This is a genomic window from Methylobacterium sp. Leaf465 (assembly GCF_001424705.1).
In the GTDB taxonomy this organism is placed as follows: domain Bacteria; phylum Pseudomonadota; class Alphaproteobacteria; order Rhizobiales; family Beijerinckiaceae; genus Methylobacterium.
The window spans coordinates 449582-476362 of record NZ_LMRA01000023.1 but is presented as its reverse complement, the minus strand read 5'-3'; the positions used below and the strand labels follow the sequence as shown (position 1 = coordinate 476362).

22 protein-coding genes are annotated in these 26781 nt (G+C 71.4%); 16 read left to right on the top strand and 6 right to left on the bottom strand.

Annotation, left to right across the window (positions count from 1 at the left end):
• Positions 1 to 241 precede the first annotated feature (241 nt).
• The 11 genes from ASG51_RS14480 to ASG51_RS14430 are packed head-to-tail and all read left to right on the top strand — an operon-like array spanning position 242 to position 12132.
• On the top strand, positions 242 to 1432 hold the full coding sequence (locus ASG51_RS14480; RefSeq protein ID WP_056212625.1) for an inositol-3-phosphate synthase: 1191 nt from the start codon (positions 242 to 244) through the stop codon (positions 1430 to 1432).
• Positions 1432 to 2355 carry a hypothetical protein gene (locus ASG51_RS14475; RefSeq protein WP_056381495.1) on the top strand — a complete coding sequence of 308 codons (924 nt, stop codon included), beginning with the start codon at positions 1432 to 1434 and terminating at the stop codon, positions 2353 to 2355. Before ASG51_RS14480 ends, ASG51_RS14475 begins: the two co-directional genes overlap by 1 nt.
• Before the next feature lie 31 nt (positions 2356 to 2386).
• Positions 2387 to 3571 carry a methyltransferase domain-containing protein gene (locus tag ASG51_RS14470; protein WP_056381494.1) on the top strand — a complete coding sequence of 395 codons (1185 nt, stop codon included), beginning with the start codon at positions 2387 to 2389 and terminating at the stop codon, positions 3569 to 3571.
• Positions 3571 to 4587 (top strand): Gfo/Idh/MocA family oxidoreductase, encoded by a 1017-nt coding sequence (locus ASG51_RS14465; RefSeq protein ID WP_056381491.1) that lies wholly within the window; start codon positions 3571 to 3573, stop codon positions 4585 to 4587. The genes ASG51_RS14470 and ASG51_RS14465 overlap by 1 nt, the downstream gene beginning before the upstream one ends.
• A 19-nt stretch (positions 4588 to 4606) precedes the next feature.
• Positions 4607 to 6196, top strand: a complete 1590-nt coding sequence (locus tag ASG51_RS14460) for a YcaO-like family protein (RefSeq protein WP_056381489.1) — start codon at positions 4607 to 4609, stop codon at positions 6194 to 6196.
• Complete coding sequence (locus ASG51_RS14455) at positions 6193 to 7038, top strand: sugar phosphate isomerase/epimerase family protein (protein ID WP_056381487.1); 846 nt, start codon at positions 6193 to 6195, stop codon at positions 7036 to 7038. The genes ASG51_RS14460 and ASG51_RS14455 overlap by 4 nt, the downstream gene beginning before the upstream one ends.
• Positions 7035 to 8258 carry a glycosyltransferase family 4 protein gene (locus tag ASG51_RS14450; RefSeq protein WP_056381486.1) on the top strand — a complete coding sequence of 408 codons (1224 nt, stop codon included), beginning with the start codon at positions 7035 to 7037 and terminating at the stop codon, positions 8256 to 8258. Before ASG51_RS14455 ends, ASG51_RS14450 begins: the two co-directional genes overlap by 4 nt.
• Positions 8259 to 8262: 4 nt before the next feature.
• Positions 8263 to 9027, top strand: a complete 765-nt coding sequence (locus ASG51_RS14445; protein WP_056381484.1) for a PIG-L family deacetylase — start codon at positions 8263 to 8265, stop codon at positions 9025 to 9027.
• On the top strand, positions 9017 to 9727 hold the full coding sequence (locus ASG51_RS14440) for a uracil-DNA glycosylase (protein ID WP_244480154.1): 711 nt from the start codon (positions 9017 to 9019) through the stop codon (positions 9725 to 9727). The genes ASG51_RS14445 and ASG51_RS14440 overlap by 11 nt, the downstream gene beginning before the upstream one ends.
• A gap of 58 nt (positions 9728 to 9785) precedes the next feature.
• Complete coding sequence (locus ASG51_RS14435) at positions 9786 to 10823, top strand: lysylphosphatidylglycerol synthase domain-containing protein (protein WP_056270971.1); 1038 nt, start codon at positions 9786 to 9788, stop codon at positions 10821 to 10823.
• Positions 10824 to 10851: 28 nt separating this feature from the next.
• A complete protein-coding gene (locus ASG51_RS14430) occupies positions 10852 to 12132 on the top strand; it encodes an ATP-binding protein (RefSeq protein WP_056381481.1) in 1281 nt (426 codons plus the stop codon).
• A 99-nt stretch (positions 12133 to 12231) separates the two neighbouring features.
• Here ASG51_RS14430 and ASG51_RS14425 read toward each other — a convergent pair whose 3' ends face one another.
• A complete protein-coding gene (locus tag ASG51_RS14425; protein WP_210168765.1) occupies positions 12232 to 13701 on the bottom strand; it encodes an AMP nucleosidase in 1470 nt (489 codons plus the stop codon).
• A gap of 283 nt (positions 13702 to 13984) precedes the next feature.
• Here ASG51_RS14425 and ASG51_RS14420 point away from each other — a divergent pair, with 283 nt between their 5' ends.
• Positions 13985 to 16360 (top strand): EAL domain-containing protein, encoded by a 2376-nt coding sequence (locus tag ASG51_RS14420; RefSeq protein ID WP_056381476.1) that lies wholly within the window; start codon positions 13985 to 13987, stop codon positions 16358 to 16360.
• Positions 16361 to 16465: 105 nt separating this feature from the next.
• Complete coding sequence (gene tsaA, locus ASG51_RS14415; RefSeq protein WP_056381474.1) at positions 16466 to 16963, top strand: tRNA (N6-threonylcarbamoyladenosine(37)-N6)-methyltransferase TrmO; 498 nt, start codon at positions 16466 to 16468, stop codon at positions 16961 to 16963.
• 35 nt (positions 16964 to 16998) lie between these two features.
• Here tsaA and ASG51_RS14410 read toward each other — a convergent pair whose 3' ends face one another.
• Genes ASG51_RS14410 through ASG51_RS14400 form a run of 3 tightly spaced genes read right to left on the bottom strand, consistent with a single transcriptional unit; the run spans position 16999 to position 22300 of the window.
• Positions 16999 to 20106, bottom strand: coding sequence for an efflux RND transporter permease subunit (locus ASG51_RS14410; protein ID WP_056381473.1), 3108 nt, complete (start codon positions 20104 to 20106; stop codon positions 16999 to 17001).
• Between the two features lie 59 nt (positions 20107 to 20165).
• Positions 20166 to 21257, bottom strand: coding sequence for an efflux RND transporter periplasmic adaptor subunit (locus ASG51_RS14405; RefSeq protein ID WP_056381470.1), 1092 nt, complete (start codon positions 21255 to 21257; stop codon positions 20166 to 20168).
• A complete protein-coding gene (locus ASG51_RS14400; protein ID WP_244476319.1) occupies positions 21254 to 22300 on the bottom strand; it encodes an efflux RND transporter periplasmic adaptor subunit in 1047 nt (348 codons plus the stop codon). The genes ASG51_RS14405 and ASG51_RS14400 overlap by 4 nt, the downstream gene beginning before the upstream one ends.
• Positions 22301 to 22606: 306 nt before the next feature.
• Between ASG51_RS14400 and ASG51_RS14395 the strand changes: the two genes are divergently transcribed.
• Positions 22607 to 23179 (top strand): TetR/AcrR family transcriptional regulator, encoded by a 573-nt coding sequence (locus tag ASG51_RS14395; RefSeq protein ID WP_056212657.1) that lies wholly within the window; start codon positions 22607 to 22609, stop codon positions 23177 to 23179.
• Between the two features lie 173 nt (positions 23180 to 23352).
• Complete coding sequence (locus ASG51_RS14390) at positions 23353 to 23580, top strand: hypothetical protein (RefSeq protein ID WP_056381466.1); 228 nt, start codon at positions 23353 to 23355, stop codon at positions 23578 to 23580.
• Here ASG51_RS14390 and ASG51_RS14385 read toward each other — a convergent pair.
• Complete coding sequence (locus ASG51_RS14385; protein WP_056381464.1) at positions 23538 to 24440, bottom strand: histone deacetylase; 903 nt, start codon at positions 24438 to 24440, stop codon at positions 23538 to 23540. The genes ASG51_RS14390 and ASG51_RS14385 overlap by 43 nt on opposite strands.
• 10 nt (positions 24441 to 24450) lie before the next feature.
• Positions 24451 to 25422 carry an FAD-dependent oxidoreductase gene (locus tag ASG51_RS14380; RefSeq protein WP_156389714.1) on the bottom strand — a complete coding sequence of 324 codons (972 nt, stop codon included), beginning with the start codon at positions 25420 to 25422 and terminating at the stop codon, positions 24451 to 24453.
• 153 nt (positions 25423 to 25575) lie between these two features.
• On the opposite strand from ASG51_RS14380, the gene ASG51_RS14375 reads away from it, so the two are divergent.
• The gene (locus ASG51_RS14375) at positions 25576 to 26760 is read left to right on the top strand and encodes a ceramide glucosyltransferase (RefSeq protein WP_244472767.1); all 1185 of its coding nucleotides are present in this window, start codon (positions 25576 to 25578) and stop codon (positions 26758 to 26760) included.
• Positions 26761 to 26781 lie beyond the last annotated feature (21 nt).

Below are 26781 nucleotides of genomic sequence, written 5' to 3'. Positions count from 1 at the left end.
TGCTGTGACCAGAATGGGACAGCTCCGTGATTCAACGATGGCAGGCTTAACGTTGGGTTAAGCCCTTGTATTTACGAATTTTTAACGCCTCGTTCGGAGGCCGTTCAGGCGCACCGCGTCAAAAAGGCGTCCTGGCCAGGGTTGGAACGCAACCCCGGAAGCCCAGTTAGTGAGGGCTGAGCGGAACGGCCCCCAGGTTGGGACAGGCTCCCGTTCGCCTGAAGAAGGAAGCCGTTTCCCAATGAGCATGCAGACCGGTCGCCGCGTCGGCGTTGCGTTCGTTGGCATGGGTGGCGCTGTCGCCACCACCGCCATCGCAGGCATCGAGATGATTAAATCCGGATCGAACCGCCTTGATGGCCTGCCCCTCGCGGGCGTCCCCGTCGCCGGGATGGCCGACTACAAGGACCTCGTGTTCGGCGGATGGGACCTGAACGACGATGACCTCGCCTCCGCCGCTACCGGCCACGGCGTCCTCAACGCCCAGGATATCGAGAATGGCGCCCAGGTCCTGAAGGGCATCAAGCCCTGGCCGGCCGTCGGCAGCGCCAAGTTCTGCAAGAACATCGAGGGTGCCAACCGCATCGTTGCCAAGGACCACCGCGAGGCGGTCTCCGTCATTGCCAACGACCTGCGCCGCTTCAAGGCCGAGAGCAATCTCGACGAGGTCGTGGTGATCAACCTCGCCTCCACCGAGCGCTGGCCCGACCTCTCCGACCCGACCCTGAACTCGACGGCCGCCTTCGAGAAGGGCCTCGACAGCAGCGACGAGTCGATCAGCCCGGCGATGCTCTACGCCTACGCGGCGATCAAGAGCGGCGTCCCCTACGCCAACTTCACCCCCAGCGTCGCCGCCGACGTGCCGGCCCTGCTCGAACTCGCCAAGGACCTGAACGTCCCCGTGGCGGGCAAGGACGGCAAGACCGGCCAGACCATGATGAAGACGGTGCTGGCCCCCGCCCTGAAGGCGCGCGCCCTGCACGTCGATGGCTGGTTCTCCACCAACATCCTCGGCAACCGTGACGGCCTCGCGCTGAACGACAAGGACTCGCTCCAGTCGAAGCTCAACACCAAGGGCACGGTGCTCGACTCGATCCTCGGCTACCCGGTCGAGGACCACCTCGTGCACATCCACTATTACCGTCCCCGCGGTGACGACAAGGAAGCCTGGGACAACATCGACGTGACCGGGTTCCTGGGTCAGCGCATGCAGATCAAGGTCAACTTCCTCTGCAAGGACTCGATCCTGGCCGCTCCCCTCGTCATCGAGATCGCCCGTGTTCTCGACCTCGCCAAGAAGCGCGGCGACGGCGGCCCCCAGGAGCAGCTCTCGAGCTTCTTCAAGGCGCCCATGGTGAAGAACGGCCACGGCCCCGAGCATGATTTCGGCAAGCAGCAGACCATGCTGCTCGAGTGGCTCGGCGCCCACTGATGATCGCCCAGACGGAGGGCGCCGGTCCCGCGGCCCCGCTGGCGCTTCGCGCCCTCCTCGTCGAGGTCAACGACCTCAAGCGCGTGCACTCCGCCGGGCGCACCGGCTCCATCGCCGAGCGCCTCTTCGCGCAGGGCTGGAGCGCCCTCACGGGGGGCGCCGCGCCGGAGGCCGTGGCCCTCGACATCACCGCCAAGGCGCTCGCCGCCGCCCGCCTCTGTGACCTCGACGCGGCCTTCCTGGCCTCCGCCGGGCTCGACGCGGGCGAAACGGCCGACGTCCTGGTGGCGGGCTTCGATGCCGTCACCGGCAGCGTCGAATCCGGCCTGCGGGACCGCCTCCGGGCGGCCCTGCGCGCGCCGTCGGGCTTCGGGCAGGGGCCCCTTCCGGGCTTCGTCGCCGCCCTGGCGCATCAGCCCCGCGCCGGCGTCACCTGCCCCGGCAAGCCTCGCATCCTGCTGGAGCCGCCGGAGAACCACGCCGAGCACTGCCTGATGGTGGCGGTCTACGGCTTCGTGCTGAGTCCGTTCTACCGGGCCGACCCGACCCAGGTCTTCCTGGCCGCCATGGCCCACCACTTCCACAACGCCGCGATGCCGGATGCCGGCTTCACCGGCGAGATGCTCCTCGGCGACCACCTCCTGCCGATCATGGCCCGCACCACGCGATGGGCCCTGGACGAGCTCGATCCCGGACTGCGGGAGACCGTGGAGCGGGCGCGTGCCGTCCTGCCCGACGATGCCACGGCGGAAGGCCGCGCCTTCCACGCCGCCGACTGCATCGACCGCGTCCTGCAGATCGCTCAGCATCTGCGGGCCGCGACCCTGACCATGGGCACGGTCCTCGACGAGATGGAGCTCGTCCACGCGGGTCCGGTGAAGGGCTTCCACGACCGCGTGCTCAAGGACATGCAGATCCCGTGATGTTTCCTCGCGACCGCGCGGGCGCCCCGTCATGATCCCCTTCGATCTTCGCTCGCCGGAGACCGGTGAGCCCCTCAAGGCCGACACCCCGCACTCGCTCCGAGACGGGGCGAGCGGGGCGCGCTGGCCCGTGATCGACGGCATTCCCTACCTGCGGACCAACCGCGCCGACCTCGTGGCCCAAACCCTGGCGCTGCTCGATTCCGGCGAGGCGAACCTCGCCCTCGAAGGTCTCCTCGCCGACCAGGACGACTGGTGGACGGGCCCGCCGGCCGATCCCCTGGACCTCCACGAACTCGTGCGCGAGTGGGACAAACGCTCCCTGCGCGACGCGGTGCGGCTCCTCGGCTGGGGCCGGGTCGGCGACTACTTCCTGAATCGCTGGACCGACCCGACCTTCCTGGCCGGGCTGACGCTCCTCGAGGCCCACTGGAACGACCCGGTCTGCGTGTTCGAGTTCGCCTGCGGCATCGGCCACTACCTGCGCGAATTCCAGACCCGCGGCATCAAGGTCGCGGGCGCCGACGTCGTCTTCGCCAAGCTGTGGGTCGCCCGGCACTGGGTCGTCGGCAAGTCGGCCCAGCTCGTCTGCTTCGATGCGAATTCGCCCCATTGGCCGATCCCGGGCGCGCCGGTCGACCTCGTCGTCTGCAACGATGCCTTCTACTTCCTCGACCGCAAGACCGAGGTGCTGGAATGCCTGCGCCAGAATGCCGGTGACGACGGCTGGCTCGCCGTCAGCCACATCCACAACAGCGACCGCCCGGGATTCTCGGCGGGGCGCGCCGTCTCGGCCGCCGAGATCGACGAGCTCTTCCCCGACGGCCTCGTCTACGACGACGACGACCTGACCCGGGCCATGGTGGAGCGGCGTGCCCCCTCCCCCCGCAAGCCCCAGGACCTCACCGCCTGCGAGGCCTTCTCGGTGGTGGCGGGTCCCGGAATGCGCCCGGCCCCCCGCCGCGTGATCGATGGCATCACCGTGCCGCGCCCCGGCCGGAGCCTTCGGCTCAACCCGCTCTTCCACTCCGAAGGCGGGGCGCGGCACGCGATCCGCTGGCCGTCCGAGCGCTATGAGGCCGAGTACGCCGCCCGCGCCACCTATCCGTCGACCTACACCGGGCCGGACACCCTGGATTGGCAGGGCGACCTCGACGCGCCCGAGGCCGACCGGGTCCGAGACCGGACCTATGTCGACCTGCCGGAGCGCTGGTGATGGGAGGTTCGGAACGGAGCCCCGTCGCCTGGGGCATCGTCGGCTACGGTTGGGTCGCCCGCGACTACATGGCACCGGGTATCCGCGCGGCCGGGCACCGGCTCGTCGCCGTCGCCGATCCGGGCGAGGCCTCGCGCGCGGCGGCCGAGGCCGAGGGCGCACGGGCCTACGCGCGGCTCGAAGACCTCGTGAACGACCCGGAGGTCGAGGCGGTCTACGTCGCCACCCCGAACCACCTGCACCGGGAGGCGATCGCGGCGCTGGCCGGCTCCGGCAAGGCGATCCTGTGCGAGAAGCCGATGGCGGCCTCCCTCGACGATGCCGAGGCGATGGTCGCGGCCTTGGCGCGCGGCGACACCTTCTACGGCACCGCCTTCGACCAGCGCCACCACCCGGCCCACCGGGCCATGCGGGATGCCATCCGCGCGGGCCGCCTCGGCACCGTCACGGCGATCCGCATCGTCTATGCCTGCTGGCTGCCGCGCGCCTGGACCTCCTTCGCGGGCCAGGACAACTGGCGCATCGACCCGGCCAAGGCCGGCGGCGGCGCCCTGATGGATCTCGCCCCGCACGGCCTCGACCTCGTCGACTTTCTCCTCGACGAATCGATCCACGATCTGGCCGCCCTGACCCAGGCGCGGGCGCAGGACTACGCCGTCGACGACGGTGCACTCCTGATCGGGCGCACACCCTCGGGCGTCCTCGCCAACCTGCACGTCGCCTACAATTGCCCGGACGCCCTGCCGCGCCGGCGCCTCGAAGTCACCGGCACCCAGGGCCTGCTCACCGCCGTCGACACGATGGGACAGGTGGCAGGCGGAACCCTGTCGTTCACCGACGGGTCAACCGGCGTCTCCGAAACTCTGCCCTTCGATGGGGAGGCCTCGCCCTTCCTCGAACAGGTGAAGGCCTTCGGCTCGGCCCTGCGCCGACCGGAGGAGCGCGAGGCCTACAGCGCAACGCGCGACCTTCACACCATGCGCTTGCTGGCCCGCGCCTACGAAGCGTCGGCCTGAACAACGGAAACGCACGACCGTGAACGAGCAGGACCAGGACGACCGCGCCCGCCACAGCCGGATCAAGGCACCGCGCGCCTACACCCACGGCGCTCCCCGCCGGATCGAGGGCCTGCCGGCCGCCCTGCCCGAGCCGGTGCGCGCCTATCTCGACATCCTGCCGGAGGGCCGCATCGTCGGCTTCCCCCTGGCGCCGCTGGACCGCACCGGCATCCCGGTCTGGTTCGTGTCGCTGTTCCTCGATGATCCGTTCTTCGTCGGCGCCATGCCGAGCGGCATCGGTTACGGCGCCACCGACGACGAGGCGATCATCGGCGCAGTCGCGGAGATCGCCGAGAACCTGATGCCCTCGCTCGCCGTGATGCCGCGCAAGAAGGAGCGCGCCAGCTACGACGACCTCGTGCGGGTCTACGGCGCCGGCGCGGTGGCCGATCCCCTCACCCTGTGCCTGCCCGCCGGCAGCCCGGTGGGGCGCGCCACCACCCTCGAATGGACGCCCGCCCTCCGCGCCCGCAGCGGCGAGACGGTGCTGATGCCGCTCGACATCGCCGCCACCGATTATTTCGAGCTGTCGGAGGGCTACAAGCCCTTCACCAACCTCATTACCAACGGTCTCGGCGCCGGGCCGGACGTCGACTTCGCGCTGGGCCACGGCCTGCTCGAACTCCTGCAGCGCGACGGCAACGGCCTCCTGTTCCGCGCCCTCGACCAGGGGGTGGTGCTCGACCTGTCGGAGGGCCTCGGCCCGGAGACGCGCGGCATGCTCGATCGGCTGGATTCCCTCGGGATCAAGGCCCTGCCGAAATTCGCCACCGACCAGTTCGGCCTGACCAACCTCTACGTCGTCGGCTACGACCGGAATCTGGCCGACACGCCGGTGCCGATCGCGCTCTCGGCCTGCGGCGAGGCCTGCGACCCGGACCGCGAGCGGGCCCTGCGCAAGGCGCTGCTCGAGTTCCAGGCCGCCCGCGTGCGCAAGGCCTTCGGCCACGGGCCGCTCGCCTTCGCCGAGCAGGTGACGCCGCCGGGTTACGTGCAAGCCTTCATCGACAAGGCCCTGCCGAGCCTCGATCTGGAGGAGAGCCGCGCCCTCAAGGCGATGCTCGAATGGATCGTGCAGCCCCCCGAGGGCATCGCCGCGACCTTGCGCGACACCGTTTATTCCGAGCGCGCCACCAAGCGCTTTTCGGAGTTGCCCACGACGCAGGCCCCGGACGGGCACGCACGGGGCCGCATCGCCCGCGAAAGGCTGGAGGACGCCGGGTTCGACGTGCTCTACGTCGACTGCTCGCCGCCCGGCGGCCGGGTCGGCGTGGTCAAGGCCATCGTGCCGGGGCTCGAGGTCGAGACCATGAGCTATCACCGCATCGGGGCGCGCAACACGCAGAAGCTCATCGACCGCGACCACCCGCTGATCCGCTTCGGCGAGGCCACCGACACCCTGAAGCCCGTGCGCCTGACCCCGGAGGCGATCGAGCACTTCGGCGGGCAGCCGCTGTTCGACACCGCGCTGGCCGACCGGATCGTGGGCGCCCACTACCCGCTCTATCGCGAGCCGGAATCGCACCACGCGCCGTTCCGCCTGAGCCAGCAGGGCCGCGCCGCATGAGTCTGCGCTTCGCCTACAACACCAACGGCACCGCCCATCACCGCCTGGACGATGCGATCGACCTCATCGCCGAGGCCGGATACCAGGGCGTGGCGCTGACCCTCGACATCCACCACCTCGACCCCTTCGCCGAGACCTGGGTGCAGGAGGCGCAGCGGGTGTCGAGCCGCCTGCAGCGCCTCGGCCTCGGCTCGGTGATCGAGACCGGTGCCCGATTCCTCCTCGACCCGAAAGCCAAGCACGAGCCGACCCTGGTCAGCGGCGACGCGACGGGGCGGGCCCGCCGCATCGGGTTCCTCAAGCGCGCCATCGACATCGGCGCGATCCTGCAGTCCGAGGCGGTCTCGTTCTGGGCCGGCGTGCCGAAGCCCGGCATCGATCCCGACGCGGCGAGGGTCTGGCTGCGCGAGGGCCTGACCGAGGTCGTCGCCTACGCCGCCGAGCAGAACGTCGTCGCCTGCCTGGAGCCCGAGCCCGGCATGCTGATCGAGACCCTGGACGACTACGCCGCCCTGGACCTGCCGGGCCTGAAGCTCGCCCTCGACACCGGCCACTGCCTCGTCACCGGCGAGCGCGACCCGGCCGTCGCCGTCGGCGAGTTCGCCGACCGCATCGGCACCGTGGCCCTCGAGGACATGGCGCGGGGCATCCACGTCCACCTGCCCTTCGGCGAGGGCGACATGGACGTGCCCGGCGTGCTGGACGCCCTCGAGGCGATCCGGTTCGACCGGCTGATCTGCGTCGAGCTCTCCCGCGAGAGCCACCGCGCCGACCTGATGGTGCCGGCCTCGCTGAACTACCTCCGCGATTGCCGCAATCCGAACCCGGGAGCCTCCGCGTGAGGATCTGCTTCGTCTCGCGCCGCTACTTCCCGGCGATCTCCGGCATGAGCGTCTACGCGCAGAACCTGCTGCGCGAGCTGGTCGAGGCCGACCACGACGTCACGATGATCTCCCAGTATCGCGGCGACGCCTTCGGCACCCGCGTCTATGGCGGCGGCCCGCCGCCCGACGTCCCCGGCGTCACCGTGATCGGCCTGGAACAGCTCGGCGAGCAGGAGAGCGGCGACTTCGAGCGCGACATCGACACGATGGTGGCGGCGATTCGCACCGAGCACGCGAAGAAGCCCTTCGACATCCTGCACGCGCAGTACGGCTACCCCACCGGTTGGGCCACGCTCCTGGCCTCGCGCGCCCTCGGCGTGCCGAACGTGGTCTCGATCCAGGGCGGCGACGGCCACTGGGTCGGCTCGTGCTGCGAGACCCACCGGGTCGCCATGTGCGAAGTCCTGGCCCATGCCAACGCCCTGCTGATCGGCGGCGCCTCCTTCGTCGGTGAGGTCTGCGACCGGCTCGGCTCGGACCCCGCCCGCTTCACCATCGTGCCGGGTGCGGTCGACACCGCGCGCTTCACGCCCGGCCCCGATAACCATCCCGGCCCGGTGCGGCTGTTCTATCACGGCCGAGTCGACCGCCGGAAAGGCGTCCTCGACTTCATCGACGCCCTCGCGCTGGTGCGCGCCCGCGCCATCCCGTTCGAAGCGACCATCTCCGGCATCGGGCCGGACGTGGACTCGTCGAAGGCGCGCGCAGCGGACCTGAAGTTCTCGGAAGCCGAGATCCGCTTCACCGGCTACGCCGACTACGACACCGTGCCGGATCTCTACCGGGCGGCGGACGTCTTCGTCTCGCCGACCTATGCGGAAGGATTCTCCAACACGATCCTGGAGGCGATGGCCGCCGGGCTCGCGGTGGTCTCGACCCATGCGGTCGGCGTCTCGGACTGCCTGCGCGACGGCGAGAACGGACTCCTGGTCCAGCCCGGCGACGTACCGGCCCTGGCCGAGGCCCTGGCCCGCATCATCGAGGACGAGCCCCTGCGCCGGCGCCTGGCCGAGGATGGGCTCGCCGAGTGCCGGCAGGTCTATTCCTGGCGGGCGGTGGGCCGGCAGATCATGGACGTGTACGCGCGCGTGGCGAACGAGCGCCCGGCGACCGATTTCGCCGCGACCCTGCCGCACGACCCGTCCTGCCGCTTCCGCGCCGAACCGCACCTGCTCTGAGCCGATGCCCACCGCCCTCGCCCTGTCGCCGCATCTCGACGATGCCGCCTTCTCCTGCGGCGGGCTGCTCCACGCCCTCGGCCGGGCGGGTTGGCAGGTCGAGACCGTGACGGTGTTCACCGCCTCGGTGGCGAACCCGACCGGCTTCGCCCTCGCCTGCCAGACCGACAAGGGGCTCGGGCCCGAGATCGACTACATGGACCTGCGCCGGGCCGAGGATGCGGCAGCCGTGGCCGCCCTTTTGCTCGCACCCCCGCGCCATTGGCCCTTCCGCGAGGCGCCGCATCGCGGCTACGGCTCGGCGCCGGAGCTGTTCGGCGCGGTGCGGGCCGAGGACACCATCGTGCCCGACCTGACCCGCGCGATCCGAGCGCTCCTCGCCGAGACGGCACCCGACCTCGTCCTGGCCCCCCAGGGCATCGGCGGGCATGTGGATCACGTCCAGGTGGTCCGCGCCCTGGACGCGGCCGAGCCGACCGCGCCGATCCTGTGGTGGCGCGACTTTCCCTACACGGTGCGCGACCAGACCCCGAAGGAGCCCCTGCGCCCGCGCTTCGCCGATCTGCCAGAGACGGAATGCCGCTTCGGCCCCGAGGGCCGGGTGGCCAAGGGCGCGGCCTGCGCGGCCTACGCGACGCAGCTCGGCTTCCAGTTCGGCGGTCCCGAGGGCCTCGCCCGGCGCCTGGCGCAGGAGGACGGGCGCGAGCGCTTCCGCCGGCAGGGCACCCTGCCGGACAGCCTGGGGCGCCTCGTCGCCGATGTCGGCTGAGGCGCCGCCCGCCGAACCAAAGAGCCTGCGCGACCCCGTCACCCTGGCCGCGCGCAAGTCCCGGCTCGACAGCCCCCACCTCGCCCCGATCCGCGCCCTCGGCCGGGCGATCGCCGCGGCGCAGGGCGCCGAAGTCCCCGAGCCCGACCCCCTCGACGGCGGCGTCGCGGCCCGCCTGCTGCTGCTCCTGGAGACGCCGGGTCCGCGCATCCGCGGCACCGGCCTCGTCTCGCGGGACAACCCGACGGGCACCGCCGCCAACCTCTTCCGCTTCCTCGCCGAGGCCGGGATCGCCCGCCGCGACACCCTGATCTGGAACACGATTCCGTGGGTCATCCACGCCCCCGGCGCCCGCAACCGGCCCCCGCGCCGGTCCGAGGTGCGGCAGGCTCTGCCCTGGCTGGCGCCCCTCCTCGCCTGCCTGCCGCACCTGCGCGTCGTCGTGCTCTCCGGACGGGTCGCGGGCTTCGCGCAGTCGGACCTCGAAGCGTCGCGTCCGGATTTGATGCTGATCCCGATTCCGCATCCGAGCCCGACCTTTGTCTGCACGGCGCCGAGCGTCGCCGCGCGCATCCGGGCGGGGCTGGCGGAGGCGCAAGCCTGCATCGCCGGTGGGCATTGCGCCTCCCTCGCTGGCAATTGCCGGCCGATGCCCCTAAATGCGGGCGACGGGCCGTGGTCCGGCACAAGCTCGGGTTGACCCCATGCCGCCGATGCGGCCGTGCGCGGGGAGCCCAGCGGAGGCGGACGCCGACACGATGAACTTTGCGAGACAGCAGAAGCAGATCGAGACGGCCGAGGCGCTCGCGCCCGAGGCGTCGCCGATCGACGCGGCGGAGACCGAGGCGCCGAAGGGCGGCCTGCGCGGTCGCTACGCCTGGCTCGGCACCATCGCCAGCCTCGCCATCCTGGCGGGCTCGCTGTTCGTCCTGTGGAAGCTCGTCGAGACGGTCACCTGGGCCGAGATGCACGCGGCCTTCACGGGCGCCTCGGCCGAACAGCTCGGCTTCGCCTTCCTGTTCGTCGGCCTGAGCTACCTCTTCCTCACCTGCTACGATGCCCTGGCCCTCCGGCAGCTCAAGCTGAAGGTTCCGTACCGAACGACGGCCCTGGCCTCGTTCACGAGTTACGCCGTCAGCTTCACCCTCGGCTTCCCGCTCCTGACGGCCGGGACGATCCGCTACTGGATCTACTCGAGCAAGGGGCTGGGAGCGGCCAAGATCGCCGCCCTGACGGTGATCGCGGGCTTCACCTTCTGGCTCGGGATGGGCGTCGTCCTGGGCCTCAGCCTCATCGTCGAGGCCGGCCAGCTCGCCGCCCTCACCTTCACCAGCATCGCGCTGAACCAGGGGGTCGGCTTCGGCGCCCTCCTCGCCGTGGTGGCCTACCTGCTCTGGGTCTCTCTCAAGCGCCGCCACGTCCGGGTGAAGAGCTGGCGGCTCGAACTGCCGGGCGCCTCGGTCTCCTTGAGCCAGATGGTGGTGGGCATCGGCGACGTCTGCGCGGCGGCCGCGACCCTCTACGTGCTGCTCCCAGCGGGCACCTCCATCGGCTTCACCACCTTCGTGGCGATCTACGTCCTGGCGGCCATGCTGGGCATCGCCTCGAACGCGCCGGGCGGCATCGGGGTGTTCGAGGCGACGATCCTCCTCGCGCTGTCGAGCCTGCCCCGGGACCAGGTGCTCGGATCGCTGCTGCTGTTCCGGGTCTGCTATTATCTCGTGCCCTTCGTCATCGCGCTGGCCATGTTGACCGTCTACGAGATCGTCAAGCGCACCCGGGACGCCCGGGCCTGAGGCGCGGGGCTGAGCCGGGAGGGTCCGCATGGCACGGGGCGCACGCCGATCATCCTGGACCGCCGCCACCGTCGCGACGGTGGGACTCGGGGTGTTCGCGGCCGGACGGGGAACCCTCGACGGACCGATGATCGCGGCTTCCCTGGTCGTCCTCTGCCTCGGCGGCGTCATCGGCAGCCTCGGGCGGGCCCGCATCGTGCGGGTGACCGAGAGCCCCGGGGCCAGCCGGCATTCGGTGGCGGAAGCGCTCCTCGCCAACATTCCCGATCCCGTCATCCTCGTGGATCGCCGTGCGGTGGTGATCGAGGTCAATCCCGCCGCCCGGGCCCTGCTGCCGGCCCTGAAGCTGCGCCACCCGCTCTCCTTCGCCCTGCGGGCCCCCGACGTCCTCGACGGGATCGAGGAGGTGCTGCGCACCGGCGCCCCGCTCAAGACGCTCTACGCCACGCGCGTCCCCACCGAGCGCGCCTTCGAGGTGCAGATCGGCGCCCTGCCGATGCCGGACGGCGTGGTGGGCGGGCAGCCCAACGTGGTGCTGTTCCTGCGCGACCTCACCTCGGCCCGGCGCCTCGAGGCGACGCGGGTCGATTTCGTCGCCAATGCCAGCCACGAGCTGCGCACGCCGCTGGCCTCGCTGCTGGGCTTCATCGAGACGCTGCAGGGCCCGGCCCGCAACGACCCGCCGGCGCGCGAACGCTTCCTCGGCATCATGAAGACCCAGGCACAGCGGATGGCGCGCCTCGTCGACGATCTCCTGTCGCTGTCGCGGATCGAGCTGCGCGAGCACGTTCCGCCGACGCGCCCCGTCGACCTGACCCGGATCGCCCGGCAGATGGTGGACACGCAGGGGCCGCTGGCCCGCGACCGCGGCGTGGTGCTGAGCGTCGCCGCCGAGGGCGCCTTCCCCATCCTGGGCGAGCGCGACGAGCTGCTGCGGGTCGTCGAGAACCTGATCGAGAACGCGGTGAAGTACGGCGGCAGCGGAGGGCGCGTCGAGGTCGCGCTTCGGCGCCAGACCGAGGCGGCCAGCGGGCGGACGAGCATCGAGCTCGCCGTGCGCGACCACGGGCCGGGGATCGCGGCCGAGCACATCCCGCGCCTGACCGAACGGTTCTACCGGGTCGACGTCGCCTCCAGCCGCGACCAGGGCGGGACCGGCCTCGGCCTCGCCATCGTCAAGCACATCGTCAACCGGCACCGGGGCCGCCTGCTGATCGAGAGCGTGCCCGACGCGGGCACCACCGTGCGGGCGATTTTTCCGGAATTCGAGGCCGTCGAGCCCCCGGACCTCCTCGCCGAGCCGGCCTAGAGCGTTTTCAAGCGCGGTGGATGCCGGCTCGCGTGAAGACAACGCGACCACACAATAGGAAAGGGCATTTTCGGTGATCCGGAGATCACCGAAAATGCTCTAGCGGAACGGCGGCTCGTCGAAGCTGCGCAGTTTGCGCGAATGCAGGCCGTGGCGCTCGGCCCGCAGGTTGTCGAGGGCGGCGAGCCCGATGAGCAGGTGCTCGGCCACCGCGCGCTCGTAGAAGGCGTTGGCAGCGCCCGGCAGCTTGATCTCGCCGTGGAGCGGCTTGTCGGAGACGCAGAGCAGCGTGCCGTAGGGAACCCGCAGGCGATAGCCCTGCGCCGCGATGGTGCCGCTCTCCATGTCGACGCCGATGGCGCGGGACAGGTTGATGCGCCGCCGCTCCTGGCTGAAGCGGAGCTCCCAGTTGCGGTCGTCGTAGGTGACGACCGTGCCGGTGCGGAGCCGCCGCTTCAGGTCCTCGCTGCGCTCGCCGGTGACGTGGGCGGCCGCCGCCTGGAGGGCGAGCTGCACCTCGGCCAGCGCCGGCACCGGCACGTCCGGCGGCACGAGTTCGTCGAGGATGCGGTCGCGGCGGAAATAGCCGTGGGCGAGGACGTAGTCGCCGATGGTCTGCGACTGGCGCAGGCCGCCGCAATGGCCGACCATGAGCCAGCAATGCGGGCGCAGGACCGCGAGGTGGTCGGTGATCGTCTTCGCGTTGGACGGGCCGACGCCGATGTTCACCAGGGTCGTCCCCTGCTGGCTGCCGTCGGGGCCCCGGGCCACGAGGTGGTAGGCCGGCATCTGGTACTTGTGCCAGGGCGAGGCGGCGATCAGCGCGGCCGGATCGACGGTGGCGGCCTCCGCCCGCGAGACGGTGACGCCGCCCGGCAGGATCATCCGCTCGAACCCCTCGTCGCCGCGGGCGAGGCGCTCCAGGCCGTGGCGGATGAAGCCGTCGACGTAGCGGTGGTAGTTGGTCAGCAGGATCCAGGGCTGCACGTCGCCCCAGTCGCTGCCGGTGTAGTGCACCAGGCGCCGGAGCGAGTAGTCGGTCCGGATCGCGTCGAAGAGGGCGAGCGGGCGCGGCGCGTCGGGCAGGTCCTGCCAGAGCCCGTCCGCGATCTCGTCGCCCACCACCGAGAGCAGCGGCACCGGGAAGTAGGTGGCGAGGTCCCGCGGGGTGACGCCGCTGCGCCCGAGATCGGCGCCCGGCTCGATCACGTAGGGATACGGGATCTCCTGGGCGCTGAGGCCGACCTCCAGGGTGACGGCGTAGTCCCGAACCAGGGGCCGCAACTGCTCCAGCAGGTAGCCGCGAAAATGGTCCGGCTGGGTCACGGTGGTGGCGTAGGTGCCCGGCGCCTGGAGCTTGGCCGTGGCCCGGGAGACCTGCGGCATCGGCCCGGCCGGCTGGTAGGTGAGGCGCAGTTCCGGATAGCGGAACTGCAGCCGCTCCGTCGCGTCCGGCGGCGGGCCGCCATCGAGATAGCGCGCGAGGGCCGAACGCAACGCCGCGATCGCCCCCGCATGGAGCGCCGCCAGGCGTTCCACCGCGGTCTCGGCATCGGAGACGGATTCCATCGGTCGCAACTCGTCGCGGATCACGGTGACTCCTGCCCAGGCGCTCGGTCCCCAGGGTCTTACACCGGGCGAACCCGGGAGGCGAACGCGGGACGGATCGGGGATTTTTATCCACCGTCATCGCGGCCTGGGCGATTCCGAATTGCCGCTTGGCTCCAATACAACCATTTCGTTTCGCCTCCGATTCCCTTAACATATGCAAGGTATCCGTTTCGTCCGGAAGAGACGAAGACTGGGTCCTCGGACTGGCATAAGCGGCGACGACAGGGGGAACAGGGCGTCGATGCTCACAGTCTTCGGGTGCTTCACTACCGAACATGACCCGTGGCTGCTGACGCTCGCGGCGATCATTTGCGCCCTGGCCGCGACGTCTACGGTCGCGCTCCTGCACCACGCGAAGCAGACCCGGATCGGCTGGCGCAGCGGATGGGTCGGGGTCGCGGCCGTCGCCGGCGGCTCGGGGATCTGGGCGACGCATTTCCTCACCATGCTGGCCTCCGATCCGGGCCTGGTCGCGGCCTATGCGGTCGGCCTGACGGTGCTGTCGCTGGTGTTCGGCATCGGGGTGAGCGGGATCGGCCTCGCGACCGCGGCGTTCTGGAGCGCCCGCAGCGCCCCCCTGGTCGGGGGGGCCATCGTGGGCCTCGGCATCGCCGCGATGCACTACACCGGGATGGCGGCCTATCAGGTCGCCGGGCGCATGGTCTGGAATCCAGCGCTGGTGGCGCTCTCCGTCGCCGTGGGCGTCGGGCTCGCCATGGCGGCCCTGGGGATCGGGCTGACCAGCGCACGCGCGCGGGGTCGGGTCGTCGGGGCCGCGCTCCTCGCGGGCGCGATCTGCGGCCACCACATCCTCGGCATGCTGGCCCTGACGGTGATGCCGGATCCCTCGGTCGTCGTGCCCGAGGAGACGGTCCCCTCGCTCTGGCTCGCCCTCCCGGTGGGGCTCGCGAGCCTGACGATCCTCCTGATGGCCTGCACGACCCTGGTGCTCGACCTGCGCGACCGCCAGCGCGAGGTCTATCGCGGACGCCTGCACAGCCTCGCCAACGCCGCCGTCGAGGGCCTGGTGATCTGCCAGGACGGCGTCATCGTCAGCGCCAACGACAGCTTCGCGGCCCTGGCCGGCGGCGAGGCGAAGGCCCTGGCCGGATTGCCCCTGGCGCAGTTCGTTCCCGACAGCGCGACCCGCGGCAGCCTCGCCGACCACCCCGACGACGGGGTTGAGGGGACCCTGTACCGGCTCGACGGGTCCGACCTCCCGGTCCAGCTCATCATGCGCCCGGTCGCCTATGGGCGGACGCCGCACGTCGCCCTGGCGGTGCGGGACCTCACGACGCGGCGGCGGGCCGAGCGCCAGATCCGGTTCCTCGTCGGGCACGACCTCCTGACCGGATTGCCGAATCGCCGGCATTTCCAGGACTGCCTGGACCGGAACATCCGGCAGGCGGGCAGCGGGCGCTTGGCGCTCCTCCACATCAACCTCGATGGGTTCAAGGAGATCAACGATCTCTTCGGAAACCCGATCGGGGATGCCACCCTGGTGCGGGTCGCCCGCCTCGTCGGCGGCCTCCTGGACGACACCCAGACGATGGCGCGGATCGGCGGCGACGAGTTCGCCGTGCTGACGCCTTGCACCCACGCGGTGACGGCCGGCCGCCTCGCCGAGACCATCCGGGCGACCCTCCAGGCCGCGGCCGAGAGCGCGCTCCAGGGTGAGCCCGTGCCGGCCGCCACCATCGGCATCGCGGTGTTCCCGGACGACGCGCGCGACCGCAACGACCTCGTGAACGCGGCCGATACGGCGCTCCTCCTGGCGAAGTCCGAGGGGCGGGACACCTACCGCTTCTTCGAGGCGTCCATGGGACAGGATGTGCGCGAGCGCCGCCTCCTAGAGAAGCAGCTGCGCCGCGCCCTGGCGGAGGACCAGCTGCGCCTGGTCTACCAGCCGCAGATCGAGACCCGCTCCGGGACGGTGATCGGCTTCGAGGTCCTGCTGCGCTGGCACCAGCCCGGGCGCGGGCTGGTCTCGCCGGCGGTCTTCATCCCCATCGCCGAGGAGAGCGGTCTGATCCGGGAGATCGGCGCCTGGGTGCTGCGGGAGGCCTGCCGGGAGGCCGCACGCTGGGAGGTACCCCTGGCGGTCGCGGTCAACGTCTCGGGGGTCCAGGTCCATGATTCCGGCTTCGCGCCGGCCGTCCAGGCGATCCTGGCCGAGACTGGCCTCGATCCGGCGCGCCTCGAACTCGAGATCACCGAGACCGCCCTGATCCGCGATCCCGAGCGGGCCCTGACCAACCTGCGTCGGCTGAAGGCGCTGGGGCTGCGCCTCGCCATGGACGATTTCGGCACCGGCTACTCGTCCCTCTCGAACCTGCGGCTCTTCCCCTTCGACACCATTAAGATCGACGGCTCCTTCATCGCGTCCGTCGACTCGAACCCGCAGGCGGCCGCCATCGTGCGCTCCGTGCTCGGGCTCGGCGCCGGCCTCGGGCTGCCGGTCATCGCCGAAGGGGTGGAGACCGCCGAGGAGCTCGGCTTCCTCGTCACCGAGAAGTGCCACGCCGCGCAGGGCTACTTCATCGGCCGGCCCGGCCCCATCAGCGAGTTCGCGCAGCAGACCCGCGGCGCCCGGCAACGGTCGCCGGTCGCCGCCTGACCGGCGGCGACCGGCCCGCTCCCGGTCTCGGCTTGCTCCCGGTCTCGGCTTGCCCGAAACGAGAGGCCCGGCGCTTCGACCCGCGCCGGAGGAGAGGCGCCGCGCATGCACGACGAGACCGACCATCGTCCCGGTGAGGTGGCGATCCCGCTGCCCGACGCCTTCGACGCCGGGCTCTACTTCATCGGCCGCGTCCGCACGCCCTGGGCCACGCGCGGCGAGTGCCCGAAGAACGGCCTGAAGACCGACGCGGTCTGCACGCTCGCCGTCGATGCGCCCTTCGCCGAGGCCCTCCAGAACGTCGAGGGCGCGAGCCACCTCATCGTCCTCTACTGGATGGACGAGGCCGCCCGGGACCTCGCGCTGCAGCGCCCCCGCCATGCGGAGGGCAGCCGGGGCACCTTCTCCCTGCGCTCGCCGGCGCGCCCGAACCCCGTCGCCCTCTCGGTGGTCGAGCTCCTGGCGCGGGACGGGGCGAGCCTGCGGGTGCGCGGTCTCGATTGCCGCGACGGCACCCCGCTCCTCGACATCAAGCCCTATTTCGCGTCGACGGATTCGCGCCCCGGCGCCACGGTGGACCGGGCCGGGACGAGCCCGCGCTGACGCGGTGCCCGCCCGCGGATCCGCGGATCCGCGGGTCAGCCTGCGGGCGCCTCGGCACCGTGGACCTGCCCGTCCGCGCCGTGGACCTTGCGCGGAGTGCCCTTCGGCGGCGCCTTGATCCGGTACCAGCCGACATAGAGGGCGGGCAGGAAGAACAGCGTCAGGAAGGTGGCCGCCAGGATGCCGCCGATCATGGCGTAGGCCATCGGTCCCCAGAACACCTCGCGGGCGATGGGGACGAGGCCGAGGCTGGCCGCCGCCGCGGTCAGCAGGATCGGGCGCATGCGGTGGCAGGTGGCATCCACCACCGCGTCCCACGGCGTCAGCCCGTCGCGCTCGTACTCGTCGATCTGGGTCACCAGGATCACCGAGTTGCGCACGATGATGCCGATCAGCGCCAGCACACCCAGGATCGCCACGAAGCCCATGGGCTTGTTAAAGGTGAGGAGCGCGATGGCGACGCCGATGAGTCCGAGCGGCGCCACGCTGGCCACCAGGAAGAGCTTCTGGAAACTCTGGAGCTGGATCATCAGGAACATCGCCATGGTGAGGAGCATCACCGGCGCCACCGCGGCGATGGGCCCCTGGCCCTTGGCGCTCTCCTCCACCGCCCCGCCCACCGCCAGGACGTAGCCGTCGGGCAGGGACTTGCCGAACGCGGTGATCGTCTCGTCGAGCTGGGCGACCACCGTGGCGGGCTGGGTGTCGTCCGCGATCGAGGCCCGCACCGTGATGGTCGGCAGGCGGTCGCGGCGCCAGACGATGGGCTGCTCCAGTTCGTACCCGATGGTGGCGAAGGCCAGGAGCGGCACCACGCTGCCATTGGCCAGCGGCACCTGCAGGCTCTGCAGGGTGTCGAGGGAGTTGCGCTCCACGGCCTGCGCGCGGGCGACCACGTTGACGAGGTAGATCGAGTCGCGGACCTGGGTGATCGACCGGCCGCCGACGATGCCGTTGAGCAGTCCGGCGATGTCCTCCGAGGTCACGCCGAGCTGGCGCGCCTTGTCCTGGATGATGTCGACCTTGAGCACCTTGCCGGGCTCATTCCAGTCGAAGGTCGGCACATCGAGATGCGGGTTGGCGCCGACGATGTTGCCGAGGGTGAGCGCCTGAGCCCGCAGGGTCTGCAGGTCGGGGCCGCTGAGGCGGTACTGCACCGGACGCCCCACGGGGGGGCCGAGGTCGAGGGAGTGGATGAGGAAGTCGGTGCCGACGAACTGCTCGCGGGCGAGCTTGTCGAGCTTCAGCTTCATGCGCTCGCGCGCCTCGATGGACTTCGTCTCGATCACGATCTGGCCGAAGAAGGCGTTCCCGAGCTGCTGGTCGAGGGGCAGGTAGAAGCGCACCGCGCCCTGACCGACATAGGACGACCAGCGTACGATCTCGGGGTCGCCCACCAGGGTCGCCTCGAAGCGGTCCATCTGGCCCTTGGTCTCGGCGATGCTGGCGTTCTGCGGCAGCGTCATGTCGACGAGGAGTTCGGGCCGGTCGGAGGCCGGGAAGAACTGCTGCTGGACGAAGCCCATGCCGACGATCGCCGCGCCGAGCATGCCGACGCAGGCCGCGACGGTGGTCCAGCGCCAGCGCATGGCGCTCAGCAGCAGGCCGGTGAAGATCCGCATGGACCGGCTCGGGGCGCCGTGGTCCTTGTGCTTCATCTGCTTCGGCAGGAGCTTCACCCCGATCAGGGGCGCGAACAGCACCGCCACCACCCAGGAGACCAGGAGCGAGGCGGCGATGACGACGAAGAGCGAGTAGGTGTACTCGCCCGCCGACGAGCCGTTGAAGCCGATGGGCAGGAAGCCCGCCACCGTCACCAGGGTGCCGGTGAGCATCGGGAAGGCGGTGGAGGTGTAGGCGAAGGTGGCGGCCTTCTTCAGGCTGTCGCCGACCTCCAGCCGCGCGACCATCATCTCGACGGTGATCATGGCGTCGTCCACCAGGAGGCCCAGCGCGATGATGAGCGCGCCGAGCGAGATGCGCTGGAGCGTGACGCCCATCACCTGCATGACCACGAACACGATGGCGAGCACCAGCGGGATCGACAGCGAGACCACGAGGCCGGCGCGCCAGCCGAGCGAGATGAAGCTGACCGCGAGCACGATCACCACGGCCTCGACGAGCGCCTTGGTGAATCCGCCAACCGCTTCCTCGACGATCTTGGGCTGGTCCGAGACGAGGTGGATGCCGACGCCCACCGGCAATTCGCCCTCGAGCTTGCGCATCCGCTCCTTCAGGTCGTGCCCGAAGGTGAGCAGGTTGCCCGAGGGCTGCATCGCGATGGCGAGGCCGATGGCCGGCTGGCCGTTGAAGCGGAACAGGTCGGTCGGCGGGTCGGTGAAGCCGCGGGAGATCTCGGCGACGTCGGAGAGGCGGAAGAAGCGATCGTTCACCCGCAGGTTCACGGCGCGCAGGCTCTCCTCGTTGACGAACTGGCCGCCCACCCGGACGGAGACCCGTTCGGGGCCCGCCTGGATCACGCCCGAGGGCGCGATGGCATTCTGCGACTGCAGGGTGCGGATGACCGAGTTGGTGTCGAGGCCGAGGCCGGCGAGCTTGCGGGTGGAGAAGTCGAGGTAGATTACCTCGTCCTGGGCGCCGAGAAGCTGCATCTTGCCCGCAGACGGCACCTTCTTCACCTCGGCGCGGACGCGCTCGACGTAGTCGCGCAGCTGCCGCGGGGTCACGCCGTCGGCCGTGAAGGCGTAGACGTTGCCGAACACGTCACCGAACTCGTCGTTGAAGAACGGACCCTGGATGCCCTGCGGGAACGTGCCCTGGATGTCGCCGATGCGCTTGCGGACCTGGTAGAAGATCGCCGGGATGGTCTTGGGTGGCGTCGTCTCGCGCAGCTGCACGAACACCGTGGCCTGGCCCGGCGTGGTGTAGCTGCGGCTGAAATCGACGGCATCGATCTGCTGCACTTCCTTCTCGATCCGCTCGGTGACCTGATCGAGGGTGTCGCTGATGGTGGCGCCCGGCCAGCGCGCCTGCACGATCATGGTCTTGATCGCGAAGGGCGGGTCCTCCTCGCGGCCGAGGCGCTCGTAGGCCAGGAAGCCGGCCACCACCGAGATCAGCATCAGGAACCAGACGAAGGAGCGATGCTCCAAGGCCCATTCGGAGAGATTGAAGGACTTCACGGGTTTGCTCTCGCCTCACCGGGATGGCGGCTGATCATGGATGGCGGCGGTGCCCGGGCTCAGGGCGTCGGGTCGGGCAAGCGCACGGCCTGCCCCTCCTGGAGCGAGTGGACCCCGGCCAGGACCACCCGCTCTCCGGCGTTCAGGCCCGTGCCGATGCTCACGCGCTCCGGGTCGCGGCGGGTGACGGTGACCGGCCGCTTGCGCACGCTCTTCCCGTCCGGCGCGACGACCCAGACCGCGTCGCGGCCGTCCTCCGTCAGCACCGCGGCGGCGGGCAGGTCGACGTGAGGCGCCTCGGCCCGCGCCAGGGTGACGGTGAGGGTCGAGCCCAGCCGGAAGGCCTCGGAGGGCTTGAGCAGGGTCATGCGGATGCGCCGGGTGCGCGTGGTCTGGTCGGCGAAGGGGGCGATCTCGCGCACCCGTGCCGTCGCCGTGACGTCCGGGGCGCTCTGGAGCGCCACCGTGAACTGGGCATCCGTGGGCATCGTCCCGACGAGCTCCTCGGGGATGTCCACCACGGCCTCGCGCTCCTCAGGGCGGGCCAGGGTCGCCACGGCCTGGCCCGCGCTGAGTACCTGCCCGACCTCGGCGCTGCGTACCGTGACGACGCCGTCGAAATCCGCGTGCAGCTCGGTGTAGCCCATCTGGTCCCGGGCCCGCTGCAGGTTCGCCTCCGCCTGGGAGACGCGGGCCTGGGCGGTGTCGCGGCTCGCCACGGCGGTATCGAGCTGGGCCTGGGTGACGTTGCCGCCGGCCAGCAGGCGCCGGCGCCGCGATTCCGTGGCGCTCGCGTTCTCGGCCTGCGCCCTCGCGTCGGCGAGGTCCGCCTCGGCGCGGGTCAGGGCGAAGCGCGTCACCACCGGATCGAGGGCGGCGATGCGCTGGCCCTTGTGGACGATGTCGCCCACGGTGACGTCGCGGGCGATCATCCGGCCGGCGATCTGGAAGCCGATCTCCGACTGGTAGCGGGGGGCCACGACCCCCGCGAAGGGGCCGAAGACCTGGGCCGCTACCAGCTTCACGACTCGGTACAGGACCGGCCGTACGGGTGGCGGCGGGGCCGTCTCCTCGGCGGCCTGGCAGGCGCCGAGGGGCGAGACGAGCGCCAGGGCGCCCAGGGTCGACCGGAGCAGGGTCGGGCGGATCATCGCGCCGCCTCCAGGGTCTGCGAGACGGCAACGGTCTGGCCCGGGCGCAGGAGCTGGATGCCCGCGATGACGACCTCCTCGCCGGGCTCGACGCCGCCCTTGAGCGCGATGGTGTTGGGCCCGTAGCGCTCGATCACGACCGGACGGGGCGCGACGGTGCTGTGGGTGGGATCGCGGACCCAGACGGCCGGGGCGTTCTCCCAGCGGTAGAGGGCCGACCAGGGCAGCACGATCGCCTGGCGCGGCCGGAACTTGCCGGTGCCGACCACGATGGCGCCGAGGCTCATGGCCTGGGGCGTCGCGTCGAGCCCGACCTTGACCCGGACCGTGCCGGAGGCGGCATCGACGCTGGGCGAGATCTCGCGCACCCGGCCGGTCGCCTTGACCCGCGGGTCGGCCTGCAGCGTCACCTCCACGGTCTTGCTCTCGGGGGGCGCGGCCAGCACCGCCTCGAAGATGTTGAAGACCGCGTCGCGGGGGCCGTCCTGGGCCATCGCCAGCACCGTCTGGCCGGTCTGCACGACCTGGCCGACTTCGAAGGTCCGGCTGAGGACGATGCCGTCCACGCCCGCCTTCAGGTCCGTGTAGGAGTACTGCTCCTCGGCGCTGCCGAGGGCGGCCTTCGCGGAATCCACCGAGGCCTGCGTGGTGCGCAGCTGCTGTTCGGCATCGTCGTAGCTCGGGCGGGTGGTGTAGCCACTGGCGAGGAGCTGCTCCTGACGCTTGAAGTTCAGCTTGGCCTGGGTCAGCAGCGCCTCGGCCGAGGTGAGCGCGGCCTGGGCGTTGTTGAGGTTGGCGCGCTGCTCCTGGGGATCGAGCTTGGCCAGCACTCGATCGGCGGTGACGTGGTCGCCGACCTCCACGAGGCGCTGCGCGATCTTGCCGTTGGTCCGGAAGGCCACGTTGACCTGGGACTGGGCCTGGATATCCCCGGTGAAGATCAGGTCGGAGGCGATCGTGGTGGCGCGCGCCACGGCCGTGCGCACGACGGCGACGGCGGGGCTTGCCGGCTTCCCCGTCTCCCTGGCCGTTTCCCCGGCCACCGCCTCGCCGCCCCGGGCCGGCGCCAGCGCGACGGCACAAACCGCGAGCACGAAGGCCACGCCCGCGCACCTGCGCGGCCACACCCTCAGCCTACCCACCATCGCGTCCTCGAACTCGAAAAGGCCCTCTCTGGCGTCACCCATATCGGCTCTGTTACCGACCGTCCAGACGGTTTCTTTTTTCGGCGAACCGTCTTCCCGCCGCCGTCGTTCCCCGATATCCCATTGTCGTTTCCCGATCTTCGCGCCGGTTCTGGCAACAGATCTCCCGCCCTCGAAACCGCCGGTGAACCGGCTGGATCGTCGATGATGAAGGCGCGTACCCGCCGCGAAGACCGACCGGTGGTCATCCTGGATGCCGCCGAACGACTGATCCGGCGCATGGGCACCCGGACGCTCACCATCGACGCGGTGGCGGCCGAGGCCTCGCTCAGCAAGGGGGGCGTGCTGCATCACTACGCCTCGAAGGACGCACTGATCTCCGCGCTGGCCGAGCGCAAGCTGCGGGAGATCCGCGAGAGCGTGGCCGCGCACGAGGTCGAGCAGGGTCCGGGTCCGGCCGCACTCCCCCTCGCCCTGATCGCGCATGCCCGTCAGGTCTACGCCGACGAGGACGGGTTTCCCCGCGCGCTCCTGCTGGCCTCGGCGGAAAACCCCGAGGCCTTCGCGGGCTTCAACGCCTTCCTGAAGCAGCGCCTCGCCCAGATGGAGGACGTGGCCTGCTGCCCGGGGGCCGGCGCGATGCTGACCTTCGCCACCCTGGGCTTGCTGCTCAGCCGCACCCTGGGCTTCCACTGTCTCGAGGGCGCGGAACTGGAGAAGCTGTTCGACGCCATGGAGAGCGCCGCCCGGAGCCTGCCAAAGCCGATCCCGGCCTGAAGCCGCACGCGCGCCGCGCGTGCGTTTCTTGAACCTTGCGGAGCGAACGGCGACACAGACCTCTGCCGCGTAGCGATGCCGACGCGTTTCGGTCGCCGGCCGACCGGGCCTCCCTTACGCCGGGAGCGCGCCGGCGGAAGGCACGCGGGACGCCCCCCCTACGACATTGGCCGGTGCCGCCCGCCTCCGGCGACAGCCACATCCTGGCGCAGGAGGATGCCCAGGGCTTCGAACTCCTGCGCACGCCGTATTGCGGCGGGCAGCCGGGTCGGACGATCGACCGGATCGTCGCCCGCCACGCGGCGCTGTCGAAAGCCGAGGTCGAGGTCACCGCCGCGACGGCCGAACGGGTGCCCGGTCAGGCCGCCCGTTCGGCCATGGCTGCGAAGACCAGGGCGTGACGGGCCGCGAGGGCGTCGATGTCGGTGGAGTAGCCGCCGCCGATCACCCCGACGAAGGGAATGCCCCGCCGATGCGCCTCGCCGACGACGAAGCGGTCGCGCGCCAGCAGGCCCGCATCTGTGAGATCGAGGCGGCCGAGCCGGTCGTCGCGATGGGGGTCGACGCCGGCATTGTAGAAGACGATGTCGGGGCGGATCGCATCGAGCAGCGGCCCGACATGGGCCGCCAGCACCGCGAGATAGCCGGCATCGTCGACGCCGTCGGGCAGGCCGACATCGCGGTCGCCGGCGATCTTGCGCGTCGGGTAGTTCTTCTCGGCGTGGATCGAGAGGGTGAAGAGATCGGGCGTGCCGCCGAGGCAATCGGCGGTGCCGTCGCCCTGGTGGACGTCGCAATCCACCACCAGGGCACGGGCGATGGTGCCTTCGGCGTGCAGCGTGCGCGCGGCCACCGCCACGTCGTTGAAGATGCAGAAGCCAGCGCCGGTCTCGCGGCGGGCATGGTGGCTGCCGCCGGCGGTGCTGCCCGCGAGGCCGTGCGCCAGGGCGAGGCGGGCCGCCAGCAGCGTCCCCCCCACCGAGGCGCAGGAACGGGCGACCACCGAGGCGCCCACGGGCAGGCCGATGGTGCGCTCGATCTCGCGGGAGACGTCGAGGGCGAGCACGGCCTCCACGAAGGCGCGGTCGTGGGCCGCGGCGAGGAGATCGGCCCCGGCGGGCTCCGGCCGCGCGAAGCCGCCCGGCACCAGTCCCTGCTCCACCAGCAGCGCGGCCAGGCGCCCATACTTGCGCATCGGGAAGCGATGGCCTTCGGGCAGGGTCGCCTCGTAGGCCGGGTGGAAAACGATGGGCAGGCTCATCGCGACAGGCTCATGCGAGATCCGCGATCAGCCGGTCCGCGAGGGCGAGCCCGCTGTCGAAGGCGGCCTCGATGCGCGGCCCGAGGCAGCCGTCGCCGGCATAGCCGAGACGCCGGCCCGGATCGTAGAGACAGGGGGCGCCGCAGGTCTCCTCCACGAGGGCGTAGCGCCAGCGATGGGCGCGGGCCTGCAAGGGGATGACGGGGTCGCCGAACAGGTCGCCCAGGGCGGCAAGCAGCGCGGCCCGCACCGCCTCCGGGGCCTCTTCGAGATGCGTCTTCGACCAGTCCGGCGTGGCATGGACGGTGTAGGCGACGGGCGCGGTCGGGCGCCCGGGCTTCGCGCCCTCGCGGAACATCGCGGCGACCGGCCCGTCCGCGGGGCGCAGGACGTCGCCCGGGAGGGGCAGGTCTTGCGCGCAGGCCAGCATCAGCGACCAGCAGGGCGCGTAGGTCGCCCGCTCGACCCCGGGCAGGGCGAGACCGCTCGCGGCGAGGAGGCGCAGGGCCTGCGGGCCCGGCAGCGTCAGGGCGACCGCGTCGAAGAGCCGGTCCTCGCCGGCCTCCGCCAGGGTGAGTCGCCAGCCGCCGTCGGTGCGCGCCAGGGCGGTGACGGTGCGCCCGACCTGTACGTCGAGGCCGGCGAGGAGGTCGCGCACGGGCGCGGTCATGTCGGGCACGGCAGTGACGCTGCCGGGCGCATCGTAGGGCGCGACGCGGCCGCTGACCGCCCAGTCGGCGAGGCGGGCGCGGAAGGCGGGTCCGTGCGCCCGCATCACCTGCGCGCCGTGGTCGAAGCTGAGGCCGGTCTCGTCGTCGCGGCGGTTCGCCATGCGGCCCCCCGGCTGCCGGCCCTTGTCGAACAGGGCGACGGAGAACCCGGCCGCGTGGAGCGCGCGTGCCGCGCTCGCCCCTGCCATCCCGGCCCCCACGATCGCCACACGCGCCGGTCTCGCCCCTTGCACCGGTTCCGCCACCCGCATCCCCCCCTCGTGATCCGGGGCTGTCATACGACTGAAGCATCACGGCTGTTAGGGGCGCTGTGCAGCCGGGGACGCGACGCGGTGTCCAACCCGCGCCGGGCTGCGATGGTGGGGTTTCGCGAACGGGGGACGTCGCGGATGTGGGACCAGGCGCTGCAGGATCTGTCGGAGCCGGGCGCCACGGCCGCCCTCTGGCTATGCGTCGCCCTGACCTGCATCAACCTCGTGGGCATCGCGGTGGCGGCCCTGCGGATCGGGCGGCGCAACGGCGCGTCGGTGTTTCCGAGCGCCGCCCCGATCTCCCTGGTGCGACCGGTCTGCGGCGTCGAGGCCTTCAGCGAGGAATTACTGACGCGCGGCTTCCATCTCGCCCATCCCGACTACGAGCTGATCTTCTGCGTCGCCCACGGGGCCGACCCCATCGTGCCGTTGCTGGAGCGCCTGATAGCGGCGCATCCCCGCGTGCCCGCCCGCCTGATCGTCGGCGACGAGCGGATCAGCGACAACCCGAAGCTGAACAATTGCGTGCGCGGCTGGGAGGCGGCCCGCCACGACTGGGTGGTGCTGGCCGACTCGAACGTCGCGATGCCGCCGGACTACCTGCAGCAGCTGCAGGCGGCCTGGCGCCCGAACACCGGCCTCGTCTGCTCGACGCCGATCGGGGCCCGCCCCGCGGGCCTGTTCGCCGCGGTGGAATGCGCCTTCCTCAACACCCTGCAGGCGCGCTGGCAATATACCGGCGAGGCCCTCGGCCTCGGCTTCGCCCAGGGCAAGAGCATGCTCTGGCACAAGCCCTTCCTGGAGGCCCGCGGCGGCATCCGGGCGCTCGCGTCCGAGATCGCCGAGGATGCGGCGGCGACGAAGCTCGTGCGCGCGGCGGGGGCGCAGGTGCATCTCGTGGCCGTCCCCTTCGACCAGCCCCTCGGGCAGCGCACCCTCGCCGAGGTCTGGTCCCGGCAGCTGCGCTGGGCGCGCCTGCGCCGGGTCACCTTCCCGCTCTTCTTCGCCCCCGAGATCGGCTGCGGCCCGCTCCTGCCCTTCGCGGCCGCCCTCGCGGCCGCGCCGTCCATCCCCTTGGCCGGCCTCCTCCTCGGACTCACAGGCCTGTGGTACGGGGCCGAGATCGCCCTGGCCGTCCGGGCGCGCTGGTACCGGCACCCCCGGTTGCTCCTGGCCTTCCTGATCCGCGACGCCCTGGTTCCCGCCCTGTGGGTGAGCGCTTGGCTGCGGGGCGCCATCGTCTGGCGCGGCAATCCCATGGACATCCGGACGAAGGCGTCCGAGCCCTCCCGGCGCAACCCCTGGCGCCGCCCGCGGCCCCGCGCCAGCGCCGCCTGAACGCGCCGGTGCCAGTCCTCC